The following is a 25,047-nucleotide window of genomic DNA, read 5'->3' as shown; positions in this document are numbered from 1 at the left end:
TTATCCCTCCACTATTTGTCGCTTCCAAATACTGGTCGTATGATTTGGTTTCTGGCTCAGAAATGTCATTGTTTTTGTTGAACGACCTGCCTCTTCACGGTAGACGTCAAATCGGTTTAACGTCGGAGGTGCAATCGAATGTCGTTTGTTCGGGCGTGAGACTGCCTCCTCCCAGGATTGTAAAACGACGTTGGCGTTGGTTCCCCCATCTGCAAAACAATTAATCGCTGCTATTCTGGGCGAATCGTTCCATTCAGAAAGCTGTCGCTGAAAATAAAAAGGCGTTGACTCCATATGGAAATGGGTCATCGGCTCTTGCCCTGACAGGAACGGAACCAATTGTTGGTGTTTGAGCATCAGCACAACTTTTATCAAACTGGCAATCCCTTCTGCACATAATGGATGACCGATATTGGGTTTGATCGATCCCAATCCGCAAGCGGCCGTATGAGATGAGCGATAGACAGACTGAATGGCTTTTAGCTCAAGTAAATCTGTAACCTCTGAACCCGAACCATTTGCTTCAATATAGCTGATTTGTTCCGGCTTCACACCAGCTTTAGCCAGTGCTGACTGCATAACCTCTTTTTGGGCTTGCAAATTCGGAGTGGCAGGACCTGCCGTTCGTCCGTCATTGTTGACCGCTACTCCCTTGATGACGGCATGTATTTCATCACCATCAGCCAGTGCTTGCGCCACGGTCTTCAATAGAACCATTCCTACGCCTTCTCCCAATACGAGTCCGCCCGCACGCTTGTCAAAAATATGGAAGGCTGGCTCTTCGCTTAAAATTCCTCTTTGATGGAACATCCGATGCGCTTCATCACCACTTAACACGTTAACCCCGCCTACGATAGCAGCCTCAATCTCTCCACTGCGAAGGGAATGAATCGCCATATTCATCCCGACCAGCGCCGAAGAGCATGCGGTATCGATGACCATACTAGGACCTCTAAGATCGAAGTACTGGGAAATATTTGTGGCCAAATAGTTTTGTCCCACGGTCATAATCGGGTTTTGTGTTTGATGAAGACGATCTTCGCTTGGGCGGTGATTACTTCTTGCCCCGATGTAGACGCCTACCGCTTTTCCCTTGATTTCCTTCGGTGTGTATCCTGCCTGATGCCATAGATGAAGACTTTCCTCCAATACCAATAAGGCTTGCGGGTCCATGGCCTTGGCATCTTCTTTTGCTATCAGGAAGTAAGAAGGATCAAAAGCAGTAATGTTGTCCAGAAGTCCTGCATGATAGGAATTTTCATAACCCCAGCGTTCCTTGGGTACAGCACCAATGGCTGAACGGCCCTCCGCTAACAGCTTCCAATATTCTTCGACGTTACGCGCACCCGGAAAACGGCAAGAGAGCCCCACTACTGCAATGTCAGATGGATTTACCTCCCGATATTGGGTAGCCTGATTGCTCACCAACTGGCTTTTTACAGTTTCACGACTGATAGGCTGACTCTTCGGATGGTCGTTCATTTTAGGAAAAGTCAGCACGAGATCGTCAGCGATGGAATCGCCGTGATTGCTGGTCAGCCATTCTGCAAGTGTTTCGATGGTGGGATATTCATATAAAATCGTCGGCTCCAAGTCCTTGCCCAGCCATTTACTGATCTCATTCATGACTTGAGCCAGTAGCACCGAATCGATCCCATAGTCTGGAAACTCTTTGTCTATCTCCAATCTGGCAGGATCTATTTTCAACTCCTTCGCAAACAGCTCAATCAATCTTGTTTGCGCTGTCTTCACAAGATCCACCAAGTTTTGCGTCGGCTTGTCTGCTGTTGAACGATGAGACGACAGGTTCGCAGCAGAAACTTCTTGCTTTTTGTGTCGCATCAGCTGATGGGGTTCCCACAGCTCTTCGTTAATGGCTGCCGGGAAAACAACCGGACCAATCTTTTTCAAAAGAATGTGATCCAGTAATCGCAGTCCTTGCTCGTCAGTGATGTGTACGAGTCCTGTTTGTTGATAGGCTTTGGTCGCGACTGCACCGATTCCCGTTTCCTTCCAGCTCGGCCATTGAATGCTAATGATCGGGCAAGAATCAGCATGTGCTTCTGCAAAATAATCCATATAGGCATTGGCTAACGCATAATCACTCTGACCCGCAGCCAAGGATGGAATGATTGCCGAAACAGATGAAAAGAGAACGAAAAATTGTAAAGGCTCGTCCTTGCAGATTTGGTATAGCGTATGCAGCCCAGCCACTTTCGGTTGTACGACCTGCTGAATGCCATCCGTCGATTTCCGAATAAACGCAGGATTTTGATCATCGCTAAAACCAGCGCAATGAATCACCCCGCCAATCGGACCCATCGTCTGTTTCAATTCGTCCAAATGCCGTTGCCAAGCCTCTTCATCAGTTAAGGATACAGCTAAGACTCGAACCTGTACGCCTTGCGCTTCCAAAGCTTGTATCGCCTGAATTTTCTTTGCTACGGGAGTACCTTGCTGCTGATAGGCTTCCCATTGCTCGCGCGGCGGCAGACTTTCTCGCCCTGTGAGCACCAGTTTTTTGACACCATAGCGCTCTACAAAATGCTTGGCACATAAATACCCAAGCCCTCGTGTACCGCCAGTGATCAATAGAACATGGTTCTCAGGGAAAACAAGCGCTGGCTCCTGACTGTCTGTTACCAGCTCTTCCTGAAGATAAGCACTATAACGCCCACCTGATCGATAGCAAACCTCTGTTTCCTGATCATCAATGAGAAACTCTGCTGCAATCTGTTGCGCAAGTTGTTCTTCATCAGCCAATGGATCTAGATCCACATGGCGTGATTGCAGATGCTTATATTCACTTTGCAGCATACGGTACAAACCAACACGTGAGGCGCCCGCCAAATTGACAGAGTCATTCTCGAAAGACTCCAAGCCTCTTGTCACACCCAATAGCTTCAAGCCTTCCTTATGACCATTCTCAATAAGTTGTTGCAGCCATGGAATCCAACCCAGCAAATCGGTCTGCTGATATCCAGAACCGACCAAATCTACGATGCCATCATAGTTTTTCCACGCCGTCTCATCCTGATGGAATCGTGATTCGAGCTCGTTCAGCTCTAGGATTTCACTCTGAGCGAAATGGTTGGACAGTTGAATCGCCAATTGCTTCGTTTCATCCGTTGTGAAAATACCAATCGTTCGATGAGCTACCTTGGTTGGCATCGCTGGGCAAGCCTTCCATTGCTTTTTCACGATGCGCATGTCTGGCTGAGCAGGAATCTCCTCATAGGTGGATAGGGATGTTGCACCTGTAAATGACGTATAACCACCTGGCACCCAATACACTTCTCTGCTAAATGGATAGGTTGGAAGACTAATCCGTCGGGGCTTCCTCTCCCCATACAAGCTGTTCCAATCAATGTTCAGCCCTTTCACCCAAACGTCCAACAATTTGCCGTATTTTCCTTTGTTCATCCAGGAATCAATCATTTGCGGCATATCATCATCTGCTGCAAAGATGGCCAAGGTCTCTTTATGACGTTTTACCTGTCCGTGATACAGGTCCTCAATGTCCTTCTGTCTTCCTATGAATTGCTTCAATTTCTCTTCAAGTTCAGTCATCGAGCCCGCGATCACAGCCAAACGTTCTTCCATCGCTTCTCGTCCCACTTGAAGGGTATACGCCATTTCAGCTAAATCCGCATCGGACAATCCCTGTTCTTCAATGGCTCTGAGCAGTCGTTGTACCCGTTCATGAAGCTGTTCTTCATTCTTAGCCGATAAGAGGATCAATGCAGGATTTTTCGGACTTGCCATTACCGTAGGCTGCTCTTGCCTTTTTGGAATATATTCTTCAATCACTACATGGGCATTCGATCCACCCGCTCCAAAACTGCTCACACCTGCACGTCGTGGAACTTCCCGTCCGTCAATGACAGGGCGTTTCCACTCCGCCAGCTCTTGCTGAACAACAAACGGCGTCACGCTGAAATCTATATTCGGATTGAGCACTTCAGCATGCAGGGATGGTGCTAATTGTCCATGCTTGAGCTGCAATAAGACCTTTGTCACCCCAGCAATGCCCGCTGCACTCTCACAATGCCCGATATTCGACTTCGCCGATCCAATGGCACAAAACTGTTTGTCATTTGTATACGCTTGGAAAGCCTTCGTTAAGCCCGTCATTTCAATGGGATCGCCTAAAGAGGTCCCCGTACCGTGTGCTTCCAGATAGCTGATCGTCCGCGGATCGATTCCGGCTTTTTGGAAAGCACGTCCAATAACCCGAGCTTGGGCATTCGGGCTAGGTACATTGTATCCATTCGTTTTTCCTCCATGGTTAACGGCGGTTCCTTTTATCACACCATAAATTTGATCTCCATCGGCAATCGCTTTCGCCAGAGGCTTGAGCAGGACTGCTCCCACCCCCTCGCCAGGAACATACCCGTCGCCACCGATGCCAAAGCTCTCGCATCGTCCCTTGCTGGATGCGAATTTGCCTTGTCCAAGCATCAAGTATTTATTAGGGTGAATCGATACATTAACACCACCTGCAATCGCAGCCTCACATTCCCCTTGCTGTAGACTTTGGCAAGCCAAATGAATGGTTGTCAGGGAAGAAGAACACATGGTATCTACCGCCATGCTAGGTCCATGGAAGTTGCAGAAATAAGAAACCCGATTCGCAATGGAGGCTGGACTTCCTGCCAGCGCCATCGGTCTGCCAAGCATCGTTTCTTGGGCTCCGTAGAGCTGGTATTCTTCGTACATGACTCCGACATAAACCCCGACATTACCGCCCAGGCCCATGCCAGGTGTCGAGCCGAGAGATTCACGAGTATACCCGGCATCCTCTAACGTTTCATAGACGCATTCCAAGAACAAGCGCTCTTGCGGGTCCATGATTTCAGCCTCTCTTGGTGTGATATTGAAAAATAACGGGTCAAATTGATCAACACCGTCCAGGAATCCTCCCCACTTGCTGTAGGTTTTTCCTTGCTTTTTCTTATCTGCATCAAAAAACAGGCTGTGATCCCAACGCTCTTCGGGAATTTCTGTGACACAATCCTTGCCATCACGCAGGTTACGCCAGAACTCATTCATATTTCTAGCTTTCGGATAACGACCGGAAACCCCAATAATCGCAATGTCTAAGGCGTCGTTTGCTGGTTTGGTTTCTCTCGTCGTTTCTATCAATGCGTTGCCTCTGCTCCTGCGGTTGTTGATGATCGGTTTTGGTGTTGCTGCAACCATCGTTTGTGCAACGCTCGCCTTTTTAACAGGGGATGCCGCTGGTGCTTCTTTCTCATCCAAACCAAAGATACTCATCATTTGATCCGGGTGCGCTGCCAGGAAGTATTTTGCAATTTCTTCGATGGTTTGATATTCGAAAAATAATGTTTTCGACAACGAACCAAACGTTTTTTCTAATTCATTCGTTAATTGCATGACCATAATCGAGTCAATTCCGTACTTTTCCAACAAGGCGTCTGCTTCGATCCGGTCTATTGGCAGCTTGATGACGGAAGAGACAAGCTTTTTGAAATAATAGATCGCTTTTTCCTTTGGCAAATGATTACTTGATGGTTGTATGACGGGAGAAGCTTTGACTTCTTGTTCCATTGTCTGCGGTCTTCCCACCACTGCTGCGCGGAGGCGTTGTAAATTTCCTTCCATTACCATCACCTGATCTTTTCGAGAAGCTACGGCTTCGTAAAAAGCGCGAATACCCGTCGCGGTCTGCAAAGCGATCATTCCTACCCTTTGTTTCACCATCTCCTCAACCGCTTCATCTACTTGCATCCCGCCCTCTTTCCAGAGCGGCCAGTTGATGGAGACTGTTTGACCCTGACGTTGCTTTGCCTGCACCCGTTCATTTCGATCTTTCGCATAGCCATCCATAAAGGCATTCGCGCAAGCATAGTCTGCCTGACCAACATTTCCTATACTTCCTGCTATCGAAGAAAAAAGGACGAAGAAATCGAGAGGCTGATCTTTACTTGCCTCATCCAAATTCGTGAGACCGGCAACTTTTGGCGCTACCACTTGGTTCCATTCTTCTGTCGTTTTCTTGAGGATGAAGTTATCTCGCACGATACCCGCGCTATGGATGATGCCGTGAAGACCTCCGAATTCCTGTTGAATACTTTGGAAGAGCTGGAGTACTTCCTGCTTGTCCGTCACATCAACTTGACGGTAGACAACCCTTGCCCCTGACTTTTGCAAATCATGAAGCATCGCTTGTTTATCTGCTGGCAAAGGAGAACGTCCTGTGAGAATTAAGGTTGCCTGTTTCGCTTGACTCACGATTTCCCTTGCGAAAATCAACCCTAAACCGCCTGCTCCACCCGTAATCAGATAGGTTCCTTGATCTTTCCACGGAATGGTCACCTCATCATGCAATGGCTTGGTTTCGCACCAGCCCAGTACATAACGTTTGCCCGCTTGATAGCGAATTCGGTCATCCATAGGATGGCAGGCATTCTCTTGCAGCTTGTTTACGATTTCAGCTGCTTGTTCACCTGGGTTTATTTCAATGAATTGGCCGATTAGATTTGGATTCTCCTGCTGAGCTGTTTTCAGCAAGCCAGAAAGTCCGCTTAGGTATGCCTGCTCCGCTTTGTCGGGAACGACGACCTGCAACAGCACCTTGCCATGTATCTTTTGTTGGACAATGCTTTGGATTTCCAAAAATAATTGGGAAGCATAGGTCTCGAACCTCTCCGCAATGCCATCCTGTTGGGATTGCAAAGGAATCAAGCGCACTTCGTTCATCTGTGCTGATATGCTTGCAAGCGACGATTCAAAGCCTTCCGCAATCATCACGATATGCTGTGCATAGGCAGGAGTCTCTGTTTCCTGAGTACCTGCTTGTTCCTTCCAGCAAGGATGAACCATCAGCATTCCTTGTCTCTCTGTAGCTTCGAAGTCTACCGCTTTACCGTCCAGCTTACGAGAGGAAAATCGCTTCATTCTGACACAAACGTTTCCGTGCTCGTCACATAAGTCAATATCCAGCTTCTGCACATGATCAGATGCGTTGCTGCCATCACTGTAGCGAATATACGCCCACATCTGCGGCGTGCATGGATTGAAGATTTCCAGCTCATCCAGCGCAAAAGGCAAGATTGGCTTTAGTGAATCAAGATGATCGGAGAGACTCCAGTCATCTGCCCCCATAAATAAACCAATCGCAGCCTGCAAAGCAGAATCCATCATACTTGGATGCAGTAAAAACTGTTCTTCTGTCCCCAAAACAGCGAAAGGTATGGACAGCTTTGCCAACACCTGCTCCGTACCCTTATGCACTTGCTCAATTCCTTGCAGCGCTGGACCATACTGGATTCCCATTGCTTTATAAATCTCATAGCATTGGCTGCCACTCAAAATACGATGGCTGCACGCGGCTTGCAACATAGCAAGATCAAGCGTTGGAGTCTCGGCAACCGTATGGAAAACGGCACTTCCCTGACTATGCACAATCTCTTCTGCTTCATTTCCTGTAGGCTCACTGTAGATTCGATAGCCAATCTCCCCACTGTCTTCCAGCTGAAGACCAATGTGAACATCGACTGGCTGATCATCGACAGCAATCGGCTTGGCCCACACAATATTTTTGAGCGTCATGCCATTCTGTCCCGCTTTCAAGGCTCCCGCTGACTGATCGATTGCCTCGCGTGCCATTTCGAGATAGGCAACTCCCGGTAAGAGCTGCTGTCCATTCACAACATGATCTGCCAAGAAAAATTCCTGTCCACGGAAGGTAGAACTATACCGCTGTTCCAACAATTCAGACGTGTTTTTCTGGAGCAATGGGTGAAGGAAGAGCGTCCCTTCTGATGCTGCTGCCACTTCGCGTGCAAATTGCGTATCCATCTGAGGAATCCAATAACGTTCTCTTGCAAACGGATACGTAGGCAAGCTCATGCGACGAGGCTTCTTCTCACCGTAGAGCTTGTGCCAGTCAACCACGCCTCCACTTACCCACAGATCAAGCAGCTTGGCGTATTTTCTTTTGCTTATCCAAGCATCGATTGCCTTTTGCAAATCTTTATCCGCTTCAAACACGGCGATTGTCTTTTTATTGCTCTTCACCTGTCCTCGGAATACATCTGTGATGCTTTCCTGTCCATCTACAAATTGCGTCAGCTTTTCCTGAAGCTCTTCCATGGAGCTGGCCATCACAGCCAGGCGCTCTTCCATGGCTTCCCGCCCAATTTGAAGCGTGTAAGCAATATCTGCTAAGTCCAGGTCAGAAATGGACTGATCCCTAATCGCAGTTAACAAACGCTGTGCCTGTTCGTGGAGCTGGCTTTCGTTCTTCGCTGACAGGAGAATGATCGCTGGATTCGCGTGACTTACTTGGATAGCTGGATGTTTCTCATATTCTGGAATGTATTCTTCAATAACGACATGAGCATTCGAGCCACCCGCACCAAAGCTGCTCACACCGGAGCGTCTTGGCATTTCCTGACCGTCAATGACAGGACGTTTCCACTCCGCCAGCTCTTGCTGTACGACAAACGGAGTCGTGCTGAAATCAATATTTGGGTTTAGCACCTCCGCATGCAGTGATGGTACTAGTTGTCCGTGTTTGAGCTGCAACAGGATCTTCGTTATCCCGGCAATTCCCGCTGCACTCTCACAATGTCCGATATTGGACTTCGCTGATCCGATGGAGCAGAACTGCTTGTCTGATGTGTACGCTTGGAAGGCTTTTGTCAATCCCGCTATCTCTATGGGATCTCCTAAAGAAGTGCCTGTACCGTGCGCTTCCAAATAACTAATCGTCCGTGGATCAATTCCTGCCTCCTTCAAGGCACGCCCAATCACGCTCGCTTGTGCATTCGGGTTAGGTACGGTATAGCCATTTGTTTTGCCGCCATGGTTAATGGCGCTTCCTTTAATCACACCGTAAATTTGATCTCCATCGGCAATTGCTTTCGCCAGAGGTTTAAGCAGTACTGCTCCGACACCCTCGCCAGGCACATAGCCGTCACCGCCAAGCCCAAAGCTTTCGCATCGCCCTTTGCTGGAAGCAAATTTTCCCTGTCCGAGCATCAAATATTTATTCGGGTGAATGGAAACATTGACACCACCCGCAATCGCAACCTCGCATTCACCGCGCTGCAAGCTTTGGCAGGCAAAATGGATGCCTGTTAAAGAGGAGGAACACATGGTATCAACGGCTACGCTAGGACCATGGAAATTAAAGAAATAAGAAACCCGGTTCGCTACAGATGAGAAGCTTCCGCCAAGGGCCATTGGTCTGCCCATCAAGGTTTCTTGTGCGCCATACAGTTGATACTCTTCATACATGATGCCCACATAAACACCGACATTACCGCCCAGTCCGAAGCCTTGAGACGATCCGAGAGATTCGCGGGTATAGCCTGCATCCTCTAAGGTTTCATACACACACTCCAGGAATAAACGTTCCTGCGGGTCCATGATTTCTGCTTCCAGAGGCGAAATGTTGAAAAACAGCGGATCGAATTGATCAACACCGTCTATGAATCCGCCCCATTTGCTGTAGGTTTTCCCTCGTTTGTTCTTATCCTCATCAAAATACAGACTGTGGTTCCAGCGCTCTTTGGGGATTTCCGTAATGCAATCCTTGCCATCGCGCAGATTGTTCCAGAACTCTTGCGTATTCCGCGCTTTCGGATAACGTCCAGAAACCCCAATGATCGCAATGTCCAAAGCTCCTTTGACTGGTTGGGCTTCCTTCTGTGTCGAAATGAACCGCGAGCCTTTGCGACTGCTTCCGCGGTGGCTGTTCCTTTGCCTTTTCGACGTGTTTTCTTCTTTTGTCACGGATGCTGTTTCTTCGATAACAACTGTTTCCTGCTGTTCCTTTAGCCCCAAGATTTCAATCAATTTTTCGCGATAGGAATCCAAGAAATATCCAATCAATTCTTGAATCGTTTGGTACTCAAAAAATAACGTTTTCGGCAGCGAGCCAAAGCTTTTCTCTAATTGGTTGGTTAATTTCATGGATAGAATCGAATCAATTCCGTATGTCTCCATCGAGGCATCTTCTTCGATTCGATTCACGGGCAGTTGCAGAACCTCGGCAAATTCCTTTTTCACAAAATGAGCCGCTTTCTCTTGGAGGACATTATGTTCCACACTGGTGATCGCTTGTTTTTCATTTTGCTCTACCTTGGTTGGTGTAATCGATACCACTGGCTGCATCTGTTTAACCAGCATGTCTTCAAATTCTTCGAGTAAATAGGAAGCAAGCTCCTGAAGCGTCGGACACTCCACGAATATCGTCGGAATCAGCCCAATGTGATATTGCTGACTAAGCTTGTTGGCGAATTCAGTCAGGAGTACCTGATTAAATCCGAGTTCAGGCAGCTCCACTTTGACATCAATATCCGTGGTAGGAACCTGAAGCAGCTCTGACACGGTTTGCATCAAAGCCAGTTCCACTTTATGCAACAGGCTGCTGGTATCCACCGTTACCGAAGCTTCTGATCGGACAGGAGCATGCTTCGATTGAGAACTGTTGACTGGTGTTTGCAATAACAGTGTTTGCTTGAGCTTAGCCAGATCGCCTTCCATCACCATGACCTGAGCTTTTCCGGAGGCTAACCCCTGGTACATAGCTGCAATACCCGTCGAAGTCTGCATAGCGACTACTCCCCTGCTATGCTCCAACATGCCGCCAGCCTCTGCGTCCGCCTGCATTCCGCCCTCTTTCCACAACGGCCAATTCATGGACAAGGTCTGTCCGTGACGTTGCTGTAACGCAACCAATCCATTGCGATAGTGGGCAAATCCGTCCATAAAGGCGTTGGCGCAAGCATAGTCAGCTTGTCCGATATTCCCCAAGCTGCCTGCCACCGAGGAAAACAGCACCAGGAAATCCAGTTCTACATCTTTGCTGGCTTCATCCAGATTGATGAGACCCGTAACCTTCGGATCGAGAACCGCTTGGACTTCCTCCCTGTTCTTCTTGAGGATATAGCTGTCACGGAGCACGCCAGCACTGTGAATAATGCCATGAAGACACCCAAATTCCTGTTGAATCGTCTGGATCAAATCTGCCATTTCCTGTTTCTGCGTCACATCAACTTGGCGGTATTCAACTCTTGCTCCCGAGTTTTTCAATTCTTGGAGTTTACCTTGCTTCTCTTCATCCAATGGGGAACGTCCAGTCAGAATCAGGTTGGCATGTTGAACCTTCTGTACAATTTCGTTGGCAAAAATATAACCGAGTCCGCCTGCTCCGCCAGTGATGAGATAAACCCCACCGTCTTTCCATGGAATGCTCGCCCCTTGTGGAGCATCCAGTTCTACCCAGTCAGATACATATCTCTTTCCAGCTTGATATCGTATTTGAACATCAAATGGGCAGCGTTCATTCTCCTTTATTTTTTCAGCAATCTCGAATTCATCGTTGCCCGATTCTATCTCTATTACCTGTCCAATCAGGTTGGGATTCTCCAATTTGGCCGTTTTCAGCAATCCAGAGAAAGCGGTGAAAGACGGCTGTTCTGTTCGCAAGGGAACGACAAGCTGAATCAATACCTTGCCGCGTACTTTTTGCTTGAAAATCTCTTGAATTTCCTCAACTACCTGCTTCGTATAATCAATGAAACGCGCGGCAATACCTTCTTGTGCGGATCGCAAAGAAATGCAACGGACTCCATTCAAATAGGTTTGGAGATTATTCCAAGAAACGGGATCCGGTTCAACCATCATCACGACTCGCTGTGTATAGTCAGGGGCTTCGGCGTTGCTCACAACCGCTTGTTCCTTCCACGCAGGATGAAGCAGCAGTGTTCCGAGTTTCCCTTTGGAATCCACCGTCTCTACTTCGCCTTCCAGCACTCGTGCCGAGAAGCCCTGCATACGTACGCAAACCGTTCCTTGGTCGTCACACAAATCAATATTTACTTTCTGTACCTTGTTTCCCGTATTACTGCCGTCAGCCTGTCGAATCCATACCCACATCTGGGATGTAGTCTGGCTAAAAATGCTCAGCTTCTCCAGTGCAAAAGGCAGGATTGGCTTCAGAATCGCTGTATCGCCTGTGCCAAGCAATAATCCGATCGAGGATTGTAAGGCCGAATCCAGCATGCTCGGATGCAAGACGAATTCTCCTTGCGTCTCGGCAACTTTGGAAGGCATGGCTAACTTGGCCAATACTTGTCCCTCTCCCACGTACACTTGCTCAATTCCTTGCTGGGCTGGACCATAGACAAGTCCCATTGTTTGAAAGGCTTCATAACACTCACTTGCATGAAGCGTCCGATTGCTGCATTGTGCTTTGATCGCATCGAGATTATGTGTGGGTGCAGCAGAAATCGCTGCAAACACTATACTTCCTTGACTGTGTACTACCGATTCAGCCTGTTCTGCTTGCGGTTCGCTGTATATTTCATAACGAAGGTCGCCGTTATCCTCAGGATAAATGCCGATGTGTACCTGAACAGGCTTGTCTTCCACCACAATCGGTTGCGCCCAACCTACATTTTTCAGCTCCATCGTGAATTGCTCTTCTTCCAACGCTCCCGCTGCTAGATCGGCAGCAGCTCGAGCCATCTCAAGATAAGCAACCCCAGGCAGGATTCTCTTTCCTTTTACAACATGATCCGATAAAAAGAATTCCTGACCATCAAAAGTAGAGCTGAATCTTTGCTCACTGAGATCCGAAGTATTTTGGTGCAGCAAAGGATGAAGGGAAGCAGTCAGACCAAGCGTACCTTGTGTGTTAGTTGACGGCTGTATCTTCGGTTTTGGCAGCCAGTAATGCTCTCTGGCAAAAGGATACGCCGGCAAGCTAATCCGACGAGGCTTTTTGTCGTCATAAAGCTTATTCCAGTCAAAATTCAAGCCCTTCGCCCAGAAATCGAGAAGCTTGGAGAATTTTTTGCGTTGTATCCATTTTTCAATCGCTTCTTGCAATTCTTCATCGCCTGCGAAGATGTCTGCTGTTTCTCTGCCGCGTTTTACCTGACCACGATAGAGGTCGGCAACGCTGTCATCACCTGCAAGAAAGCTACGCAACTTCTCCACAAGTTCTGCAAGCGAGCTCGTCATCAGGGCCAGGCGTTCTTCCATTGCCTCGCGTCCCACTTGGAGCGTATAAGCAATATCAGCCAGGTCCGCATCTGTAAATGATTGCTCCTCAATCGACGCTAACAGTCTTTGCACTTGTTCGACGAGACGCTCCTTATTCTTCGCCGACAGAACGATGATCGCCGGATTTTGCGGACTGACCGTGATCAACGGGCGTTCCTTGACCTCAGGAATATATTCCTCAATCACAACGTGTGCATTGGACCCTCCTGCACCAAAAGAAGAAATTCCGGCAATTCTCGGGAATTCTCTCCTTTCTCCATTCACTTCTATTAGCGGTCGTTTCCACTCAGCCAAGTCTTGCTGAACGACAAAAGGCGTTTTCGAAAACGGAATATTCGGATTCAACTCTTTCGCATGTAGACTTGGTACCAGCTGCTGATGCTTCATTTGCAGCAATATTTTTGCCACTCCTGCTATCCCAGCCGCCGCTTCCAAGTGACCAATATTGGATTTAACGGAGCCAATTGCACAAAATCCCGTATCCTGCGTATCCTTGCGGAAGGCTTGGATAAGACCCGTAATTTCAATTGGATCGCCAAGCTCTGTGCCTGTTCCGTGCGCTTCTATATAGCTTACGGTTTTGGCATGAACGCCTGCCTTATCCAGTGCCTGGCGAATCAGCTCTCCTTGCGCAGTGGGATTCGGTACGGTATAGCCATTGGTTTTTCCGCCGTGATTCACGCTGGTTCCTCGAATCACCCCATAGATATGGTCGTCATCTGCAATGGCTTTTGACAGTGGTTTGAGCAGCACTGTACCTACGCCTTCTCCCGGTACAAAACCATTTCCGCCTTGCCCAAAGCTTTTGCATTGTCCATCCACGGAAAGCATATGCAGTGCTGACAAAAAGACATAGCTGGAAGGATGCAGATACAGGTTGACTCCGCCGGCAATCGCCAGTTCACAATCCCCGTTATACAGATGCTCGCACGCTTCATGTATCGCTGTGAGCGAAGCGGAACACATCGTATCAATCGGCATACTCGGACCTTGGAGATTGAGGAAATAGGAAACACGATTCGTCAGCGAGCTAAACGACGTGTGCGGGTAAATCCATTCACCCTGCTTCCATAAATCAGGTCCATACAAGCTGAACCCTGTTTTTGTAATCCCTCCAAACACTCCGACTCGTCGATTGTACTTTTCTGCAAGCAGTTGTCTCGTATAACCAGCATCCTCCAGCACTTCCCAGCAAGACTCCATAAACAACCGTTCCTGCGGATCGAAATGCATCGCTTCCCACGGTGACATATTGAAAAAGAGGGGGTCAAAGTCAGCGAATCCGTCTACAAAACCGCCCCATTTGCCATAGCTTTTTCCTTCTGCCACAGCTTTGTCTGGATCAGGCTCGAAAAAGCCATCCAATGACCAGCGTTCTTCCGGAATTTCTGTAATGCAATCCTTTCCAGACTTCAGATTCTCCCAATACTCGCTCAACGATCGCGCTTTTGGATAACGTCCGCTCATGCCGATAATGGCAATCGGCTCCCGCGCTATCTGATTTCCTGATTGCACCTCTACACTGCGAGTCGGTCCATGGGTGGCTGTATCACGTTCGTTACCCGCCAGTGGTGTTGGAACTCCGAGATTGACCGCCCCCTGACGGTCCAGCCCCGTCCATTTCATGCATTCCTGCAGATGATCCGCGACGAGATAATCGGCAAGGGTGTCAAGAGTCTGATATTCATACAGGATGGTCTTGGACAATTCGCTAAAGACATCCCCTAGCTTTTTATTCAGCTGGATCACCATAATCGAATCGATTCCGTATGTTTCGAACGGTTCATCGACAGCGATTTTACCTGCTCCAATCCTTGTTTCTTGACCGAACATCACTTTTAGCTGATAGAGCGTTTTCTCTTTTAACACACCTGCATCGACCGAAAGATTCGCATCCTGCATCGGTGTGGCATCGAACTGCGACACGGCAGGAGTACCTAGCAACTGTTCCTTGAGTGTTGGCAGATTGCCTTCGATAACCAGCATCTGCACAGAGCCAGAAGCCACCCCTTGATACAGCGCCTGAATGCCGCTTGCAGTCGGCATCGCGATCATGCCTCTGGCCTCCATGATCCTCTCTGTCGCTTCATCAACACGCATGCCGCCATCTTTCCACAGCGGCCAATTGATGGAGAGTGTTTGGCCCTGTCGTTCGCCTGCTTTCACCAAACCATTGCGATACTTGGCGTATTGATCCATAAAGGCATTGGCAGCAGCATAATCGGCTTGCCCTGCATTCCCGAAGCACCCCACCCCAGAGGAGAAGAGAATAAAGAAATCAAGCGCCATATCCTTGCTTGCCTCATCGAGATGCACCAGTCCCGAAACTTTTGGCGCTAGCACTTGCTCCAGTTCGTCCACCGTTTTTCTAATGATAAAACTGTCGCGAATGACACCCGCACCATGAATAATGCCCGTGAGGCTTCCAAACTCTTGCTTGATGGCTTGGAATAAGTCCTCTACCGCCTGCTTTTGTGTGATGTCAGCTTGACGATATTGAATATTGGCTCCCCGTGCTTTTAATTCGCTGCATTTGGCTGTCTTTTCTTCATCCAAGGGAGAACGACCCGTGATAATCACAGTCGCTCCCACAGTTCTCTGTGCGATTTCCTTGGCAAAAATCAAGCCTAATCCGCCAGCACCGCCAGTAATCAGATAAATGCCTTCATCTTTCCATACATGCTCCGCTGGCTGAGAGGATTCCATCCCTTTCCAGCCGCTCACCCATCGCTTGCCATCCCGATAACGAATATGCTTATTTTTCTCATCGGTGCTGTTTTGCTGCAGCTTATGAACCAATTCCGCTGGATTGTCCTCTGCTTGGACTTCAATAAGCTGTCCAATCAGCTTGGGATTCTCCAATTGCGCCGTTTTCAGCAAACCTGAGAGAGCGGAGAAGCATCGCTGTTCCTCTTTGTCAGGCACAACAAGCTGAAGCAGAACTTTTCCTTTTGGTTTATTGGCAAGGATTCGCCGGATTTCCGTGAATACCTGGACCGTGTAGGCTTGGAACCGTTCTGCTATATTTTCCTGCTGTGATTGTGGTTGTAGGACCAGGCAGCGCACTCCGTTCATTTCGGATTTGATACGCTCTCTGAATTCCTCTGCCCATTCACAAAGGATCACGAGATGCTCTGCAAAAGCAGGTGAACCAGCTTTTTGGCTGATCTCCTGCTCGTTCCAGCACGGTTGGAGAAGAAGCGTTTCTGGCGTTGGAGTTGTTGAAGGGATTGGCGAAATCTGTACAGAAGCCGCTCCCGACTCCGTGTATACATTCATGTTCATTTTCGTATGCATCTCAGGAACCCCATAGGACTCCTCCGCAAAAGGATAGGTAGGCAGGCTGATACGACGCGGTTTAGCATCGTTGTACAGGACCTCCCACTCGATATCCAGACCCTTGCTCCACAACTCGGCTGCTTTTTCTCCTTTGCCTTCTGCAAACAGCTTGGTAAATAGCTCACGATTCGTCCCATTCTTTTTCAATTGGGAGACTTCATGGTTTGCTTGTTTTACGTTTCCTCTAAAGCTACCTGCTGTTTGTTCCTCTCCGCTCAAAAAGTCACTCAGCTTTTGAATGAGTTCCGCTGTATCTTTGACAATAAAAATAGCCCTGCTCTCCATCGGTTCTCTTCCCACTTGGAGAGTATAGGCCAAATCTGCTATATGGACTCGTTCATGATTGTTGCTCAGGAAATCAACGAGTTGCTGGGCATACGCCAGGACTCGATCATCTTTTTGAGCTGATAACGGCACGAAATAAACGTGATGGCTGTTATCATCGCTCACGCTGACACGCTTAGCTTCTGCCCCAACCTTCCATTGTTCAAAAATGGCATGGGCATTCGTCCCGCCAAGACCAAATGAACTTAACGCCGCTCTGTGGGGAACAGGTGCGTCCTCCCATTTTTTGAGCGTATCAACCACATAAAACGGCGATTGATCCAAATTGATATTCGGATTCGGCTTTTCATAGTTTAACGATGGAGGAATTTCATTATGGTATAAGCTTAATGCTACTTTAATGCAACCTGCTAACCCTGCAGCTGTATCGAGATGTCCAATATTGGTTTTCACCGATCCAAGTCCGCAGTACTGTTTGTTGGAGGTGTATCTTGTATACACTTCATTGAGCGCCGCAAATTCTATCGGATCGCCTAAATAAGTGCCCGTTCCATGCGCTTCGATATAGCTGATCGTTTCAGGATGAACCTTGGTGTCATCTAATACTTGCTGAATCACCTCAGCCTGACCTTTTATACTTGGCGCATAAAATCCGACTTTATCTGCCCCATCATTATTGATGCGAATTCCTCTCATGAGGGCATAAATATGATCCCCGTCCTTGATCGCATCGGAAGCTTTTTTGAGAACAACCACGCCGACTCCTTCTCCACCGATCATGCCGTCTGCTGACGCATCAAACGTCTTGCAGTGACCATCACTGGAAAAGTTCAATCCGGCTTGATAGATATACCCTGTATAAGTCGTAGGGAAAATAGTTGCGCCCCCTACTAAAGCCACTTTCGATTCTCCCGATTGCAGGCTGCGATAAGCCAGATGCAATCCGACCAGCGAGGAAGAACAATTGGAATGGACGGCAAAGCTCGGTCCCTTCAGCCCCATTTTATGAGAAATCATCGTGGGAATGGTGCCACCTTGTGCCAAAACCCACGAGACATATTCATTGGGGTCTTTCATAACATTCGGTGATTCCTTGGTGAAATGCGGCAAGAGCGCTTGATAATAACTATTGCTCGCCGACATAAATACACCCGTCTGCGGTACTTGTTTCGGTGTATACCCTGCATCCTCCAATGCTTTCCATGAATGGGTCAATAGCAGTCGAAACTGCGGGTCCATAAATTCTGCGTCTCTGGCTGAAAGGTGAAAAAATCCTGGATCGAAGTGATCCTTCCCTTCAATGGTGGACTGCACCGGAATAAAGTTCGGATTCTGCAAGTATTCATCAGGCAGGTGTAATTGATCGATTTCCTCATCAGAAAAAAAACGTACACTTTCTACGCCGTTTCGTAAATTCTCCCAAAACTCTCTATGATTTTTCGCTCCCGGGAAGTGGCAGGAGATTCCAATAATCGCGATGCTATCCTCATAGTATTCAGGATAAGTCTCCTCCACTTGTCCTTCACTATACGTTGCCTGGCTCGGATTGGCAAAATCCGCTTGCTCATCCGATTCATTCTCTTTCCGTGCTGCGATATATTCGCTAATCTCTCGAATATTGACGTACTTAAATAGAGTGGTCACATTTAGATCGCACTGAAACTCTTCCGTCATTTTGGCGACAACCATAGTAGCGAGAATCGAGTCTCCGCCCACATCGAAAAAGCCATCTTCTGTACTGATCCCCTCTACATTCAGGACATCCTGCCAAATTTTCAAGGTCCTTTGCTCAATATCAGATTGCGGGAGGCTCTGTTTCTTCGGCTGTGTTACCACAAGCTTTTGATTCAGCAGCTCTGTACGATCCACTTTTCCATTAGCGGTTAACGGGATTTTATCCATGGCAACAAAAAATGCCGGGAGCATATACTCTGGCAAATTCTTCCTCAAATAATCCCGTAATTTTGAGGGCTCAAGCCGTTCGTGGTTCGCACCTGCTTTCGGAACATAATACGCAACCAACCGTTTATGATCTCCCTCTTCTTTCACCAACACGACAACGCTTTGGATTTGTGGATGAGCCATTAGTTGGCTCTCGATCTCACCCAATTCAATTCGAAACCCTCGAATTTTTACTTGATGATCGATTCGGCCTAAATACTCAATCGTTCCATCAGGCAGCCAACGTGTTACATCACCTGTTTTATACAGCTTGGTTCCGGGTGTAAACGGGTTATCTACAAACTTCTCTGCGGTAAGCTCTGGGCGATTCAAGTACCCACGAGCCAAGCCTTTTCCCGCAATGCAAAGCTCTCCTGGAACCCCAACTGGCACGGGATTCATATGGCGATCAACGATGTAGAGTTGCGTATTTGCGACAGGTCTACCAATCGGTGTATTGCTGCTGACCAGTTCATTTTCAGAGCAGGAAAACCATGCTGCATAAATGGAAGCTTCTGTTGGCCCGTAAATATTTTCAATCTTCGCCTTTGGAAAAGCAGCAACCGTCTTTTTCACCAACTCTTTTGGAAAGGCTTCACCCGCAACCATCACATATTCTAGCGGACAATGCTGCAAGAATGGCTGATTCGCTTCAACGCCGTTGACGAAGACATTCAGCATCGCTGGAACAAAATTGACATGAGTCACGCGATGCTTCACGATATATTCGGCTAACATTTCTGGTGACTTCTCCCCATGTGGCGGAAGAATGACCAGATGTCCTCTACCAATGAACCAACCAAACAGCTCGGACAAAGAAACATCAAACACATAGTTGGTTTTCAGCAGATAAACATCGTTCTCCATAACGGGATAACGAGATTCAAGGAAAAAGAGGGTGTTGATGATACTTTCATGACTAACCATGACCCCTTTGGGTTTCCCTGTGCTTCCGGATGTATAAATCACATAAGCTAGATGGGTTGAATTTACGATCCGGTTGAGCGTTTTTTGTCGCTGGGCTGTCTGTTCAACTTCTTCCCAATCCCTGTCTAGCACGATGCATTTCGTATTTTCTCCTGCGGCTGAAGATAACTTGTCCAAAAGGCGAGCTTGCGTAAGCACCAAAGTGATCTTGCTGTCTTCCACCATGTATGCCAATCGCTCTGTGGAATAGGTTGGGTCCAATGGAACATACGCTGCGCCAGCTTTCAGAATGCCTAAAATGCCGATGACCATTTCCAAGGAGCGTTCGACACAAATCCCTACTGTAGCTTCAGGAACTGCTCCCTTGGCCTGCAAATAGATCGCCAGCTTGGTAATCCGTTCATCCAGTTCACGGTAGGTCAACGACTGCTTTTCATAAACAACAGCCACAGCATCTGGTGTTTGTTGGACTCGCTTCTCGAACAAATCATGGATGCATAAAGCCTGTGGGAATGCCGCATCAGTCGCATTCCACTCAACGAGCAGCATGTTTCCTTCTTCAGCAGAAATAAGTGGTATCTCATCCAAAGCGATGTCAGGATTTTTGATGACTTCGTTTGCGATATTTTGATAATGCTCTGCCATCCGTTGTATCGTCGCTTGATCAAATACGTGCGGATTGTATTTCAGATTCAATACAAACTCGGCTTCCTGCTCAAACACCTCTAACTCAAATTCATACTCACCCTCTTGATGAACACCCTCAATTAATTCGATGGCAAGCTTGTTTTGACATTCATCATAAAACCGCTGCAAATTTTGCGATTGCAGAAAATTTTGGTACGTAAAGATGATATCGAATACAGGTGAATTTCCATGAAGTCGAGGAATGTTTGCCTCGCGAACCATCGCTGGAAAAGGATAGACAGCGTGATCCATCCCGTCAATCAGCGTAAGCTGCAATTCTCGAATGAACTGGGAGAAAGACTTTTCTCCTGTTACCTGACTGCGAATGGGAATCATATTGACAAAATAACCGATTACTGAATCGAATCTCTCTTCTGGACGTCCCATCGTCGGCATGCCGACAATCACATCTGTTTGACCTGTATAGCGATACAATAAGGCTTTACATATCCCTAATAAGAGAACAGATGGGTTCATGCGGTAATGCTTGGAGAGCTTCTTCACCTGTTGACTCAATTCTCGTGAAAATACGTGCGTAAAAACCTGCCCCTCAAAGCTTGGTGCCGAAGAACGCGGGCGATCAGTAGGAAGCTCCAGTTGCGGTAGCGTCCCTGACAATTGCTCCAGCCAGTAAGAACGATGTTCCCCACCTTCCGGGCTCGCCATCATGTCCTGTTCCCACTTTACGAAGTCAGCGTAAACGGTTGAATCCGGTGTTGCTTTCGGCTGCTTTCCTTCAACTAGCTCGATATATGTATGGACCAATGCTTGTAGTAATAGCAAGGAAGAATGTCCGTCAAATATCATATGATGGATCGTAATCAGGACAAAATGCTCTTCTTCCGAACGTGACAATAGATGAATGCGAAGCAAAGAACCCTTTTCCAATGAAAAGGGCTCTTTTACTTTCTGCCTGAGATATGGCAAAACATCCTGGGACGTTAGGTTTGAGATGTCCTCCTGCTCAATGGCAAGCGATTGCTCCAGGCGTTGAAGCAGATACGGAACACCATGCTTTTCCATAATCGAACTCTGTAAAATCGGATGCTGTTTAAGTACAAGGTGGCAAGCCTGTTTAAATAAGACCACGTCCCATTTCTGGCGGATGCAAAAGCATAACGGAACATTATAAGCACTCATCGTAGGAGACATTTTTTGCAACATCCACAATCCCTGCTGCCCGATGGACAGAGGACTTGTAAACGATGGGTTTTCCAGCTCCAGAAGCTTCTCTTGGACTTCCACAGCAGACAGCTTACCTTCTTTGTAAGCCATGAGAATTTCCCGTCGCATCATATCATCCCTCCTTTGTCGATTAACTGTTCGATCTCTTCTAAGCTTAGCAGGCCTTCTTTGAATTTCTGCAACATATCGACTGCGAGATTTTCTGTCCGTTCACCGCTATCCGGAGACATTGTTTCGAAATCTGTAGTGGAAGCGATCTCTTTATGACTCCACTCTTTTATTTTTATCGCCAGTAGATGAGCCAACGACTTCATCGTCGGGTTCTCCAGCACTTCCCGCCCTCTGATTTTGATGTTCCAGCGCTGCTCTAAATGACGAATCAACTTGGTAACCATGATCGAATCCATGCCATAGTCCAAGAAATATTTGTTTATCTTGATTTGCCCCTCAGAAAGGTGTAATTCCCGTGAGATAAATTGTGCCATATCACGCAGAATGTTTTCCTCTGTTGGGCTGTCCGGGTCGATATCAATCGCTAACGTCGCTTTTTCCACAGGTTGACGGATCGCTTCAGATCCAAGCTGCGCCTGCTCACCCTCGGAAGTGGAGAGCCAATAGCGTTCTCTGGCAAAAGGGTAGGTAGGCAGAGATAGCGTGCGTCGCTCTTGTGGATGCAAGGATTCCCAAGGAATTTTGCCTCCCTGCGTCCAATGAAGGGCAAGCTTTTCCAGATTATTTTCTGCGAAAAGAACCTGCAATACGGTATCTCCTACTTTGCCTGAAAGAAGATTTCTCACTCCTGCATGGTCTTCTTCAAGATCTCCTGTATAGATAGGAATCGATGCAGTTGGCTCGCTGCCTTGTTCGACCGCTTCCAAATACGCCTGTAATCCATGAATCAGTTCATCTCGATTTTGAACCACCATAGCCAGCCTGCATTCCATAGCTTCTCGTTTCACTTGAAGCGTATAGGCAAAATCCGCCAAGGAAAACGCTTGCTGCTTGGCAAATGCTAGCATCTGCTGGACAACGGCACGCAATCGCTCCGTATTTTTTGCCGAGAAAACCACGATCTGAGGTGAAGTGGCAGAAGAAATGGATTTCATCTCTGTCTGCGGCGGAATATACTCTTCGAGAATCAAATGAACATTTGACCCGCCTGCTCCAAACGAACTGATCGTCGCCCGGCGTGGAACCTCTCGTTCTTCTCCATTGATTCTCACCACAGGTCGATCCCACTTTTGTCGATCTTTTTGCAAATAAAAAGGCGTTTCTGCAAAATTGACATGCGGGTTCAACGGCTCCGCTTTTATAGAGGGAACCAACTCCTGATGCTGTAGCTGCAAAATCACCTTTGTCAGCTGAGAAATACCAGAAGCTGCCTCGGCGTGACCGATATTCGATTTCACCGACCCAATCGCACAAAACTGAACATCGTCCGTCTGCTTCGAAAAAGCATTCGTTAACGCCTTCAACTCAATCGGATCTCCCAGCAGCGAACCATTCGCGGCGGCTTCCACATAACTGATCGTCCGGGGATCAATGCCCGCTCTAGCAAAATTTTCTTCTATCAATTGCGCTTGTGCTTGGGGATTAGGCACGGAAAACCCATTGGTACGTCCGCCATGATTGGTCGCAGCTGATTTGATGACGGCTAAGATGGAATCTCCATCTTCCATCGCTTTGGCCAAAGGCTTCAATAGTACAGCGCCTACGCCTTCTGCTGGTAAATATCCGTCTCCATCTCCAAAGCTTCTGCTGTCCGCATGGCTTCCAATCATTTGGGCCTGACTTAAGCCCAGGTATTTCTTCGGATGAATCGAAACATTCACGCCACCCGCGATAGCAAGCGAGCTTTCTCCCTTAATCAAGCTTTCGCAGGCATGATAAATGGCAATGGCAGATGAAGAACACGCTGTATCAATCGCCATGCTTGGACCTTGCAGATTAAAGAAGTAAGAGACTCGGTTGGCAATCGAATGGTAGGAAGACAGGGAAATGATAGCGCCCTTTTCCATATCCGCATCAAAGGCGTGATACGGCTGATACATCGCCCCTACATAGACGCCGACTCGATTATCATATTGACGTTGTAATACCTCTCGCGTGTGTCCTGCCTCTTCGAGCAGATTCCACACGGTTTCCAGGAAAAGGCGTTCTTGAGGGTCCATCATTTCCGCTTCCCGAGGAGAAATATGGAAGAACAGCGGATCGAATTGATCGACACCGTCAATGAAGCCGCCCCATTTGCTGTAGGCTTTTCCTTGGCTGTTCCGAGCCTCGTCAAAATACAAGCTGTGATCCCAGCGCTCTTGCGGAATTTCTGTAATGCAATCCTTGCCTTCCCGCAAATTGTTCCAGAACTCTTGTATATGGGAAGCCTGCGGATAGCGACCCGAAACACCAATAATGGCAATGTCTAGCTCAGATGTTGTTTGTTTCTTTGCCTGTTCACGCGTAACAAACTGCGAGAAACGACGGCGATGGTCTGTGATGGAGGCAGAAGTAGGCAGTACATTAGCAACATTCACTGCTGTACTTGTCTCTGCGGTTTTCCCAGCCCCCATGATCTCGATGATTTTGTCTCGATGATGTGCAAAAAGATAGTCTGTCAAATCCCCAATGTTTTGGTATTCATAGAGTAACGTTTTCGACAGTGAACCGAATGCTTTTTCCAATTGAGTGGTCAATTGCATCGCCATGACCGAATCGATCCCGTATTTGTCCAACGGAGCATCCTCATCAATTTTATAAACTGGGAGCTTGAGAACAGCAGAAATTTCCTTTTTCAGATACTCCCTTACTTTTGCCCGAAGCACATCTGGTTGCCCAACGGAAACAAGCTGTTCTTTCTCCATTTTTGCAGGGGTACTTGGGCTCTCTGCTGGTTGGAACTGTTGTATGAGTCGATCCCGGTATGCATCCATCAAGTGTTGCGAGACAGCAAAAAGCGTCGGGTACTCTACCAATACAGAGGGAGTCAGTTCAAGCTCATAGGCTTGATTCAGCTTGTTTGTAAATTCGGTCAGCTTAATCTGGTCAAAGCCGTACTCATGGAGCTCAGCGTGGATATCCATATCATCGCTATCAACCTTGAGCAATTCAGCGACCATTTTCAGCAAAGACGCCTGAACCTCGCTTTGCAAGCTGCTCGAATGAACTGTTGAGGTCAAGGAGGTTGCCGTTGCCCCCATCAGTCTTTGCTTCATTCGTACAAGATCACCTTCCATGACCATCAACTGATCTTGTCCCGAAGCTAACCCCCGATACAAGCAGTTGATACCCGAAGCCGTCTGCATAGCCACCATGCCAAGGTCGTCCCACAATCTCTTTTCTGTCTCTTCATCTACCTGCATTCCGCCCTCTTTCCACAGCGGCCAATTGATGGAGATGGTCTGACCCTGCCGTTCGCCTCGTGCGATTTGTTCGTTACGGTAAGCGGAGTAGTTATCCATAAAAGCGTTGGCAGTCGCATAATCTGCTTGGCCCATATTGCCCAAGCTACCAGCCGCTGAAGAAAAGAGCACAAAGAAATCCAGATTCAGTCCCTTAGTCGCTTCGTCTAAACGAATCAGTCCCGCAACCTTTGGCGCGAGAACTGCTTGTACCTCTTCTTTGGTTTTCTTCAGGATAAAGTTG

At 47.8% G+C, this 25,047-nt stretch carries 2 protein-coding genes (1 of these 2 cut by a window edge); both read right to left on the bottom strand.

Annotated features, from left to right (window positions below; genetic code table 11):
• Positions 1 to 21,519, bottom strand: a complete 21,519-nt coding sequence (locus tag EL268_RS10205; RefSeq protein WP_106653683.1) for a non-ribosomal peptide synthetase — start codon at positions 21,517 to 21,519, stop codon at positions 1 to 3.
• Positions 21,516 to 25,047: the 3' end of an SDR family NAD(P)-dependent oxidoreductase gene (locus EL268_RS10200; protein WP_106653684.1), read on the bottom strand. The gene runs 8,414 nt beyond the window's last position; only the last 3,532 of its 11,946 coding nucleotides appear in the window; the start codon falls outside the window, past its right edge; the stop codon is at positions 21,516 to 21,518. The genes EL268_RS10205 and EL268_RS10200 overlap by 4 nt, the downstream gene beginning before the upstream one ends.

This window comes from Brevibacillus brevis, from assembly GCF_900637055.1.
GTDB lineage: Bacteria > Bacillota > Bacilli > Brevibacillales > Brevibacillaceae > Brevibacillus > Brevibacillus brevis.
This window is presented reverse-complemented; position numbering and strand designations above follow the sequence as displayed.

Bases quoted from the DNA above. Each gene is read 5' to 3' on its own strand.
- EL268_RS10205 (WP_106653683.1), bottom strand. From the start codon at position 21,519: ATGATGCGACGGGAAATTCTCATGGCTTACAAAGAAGGTAAGCTGTCT.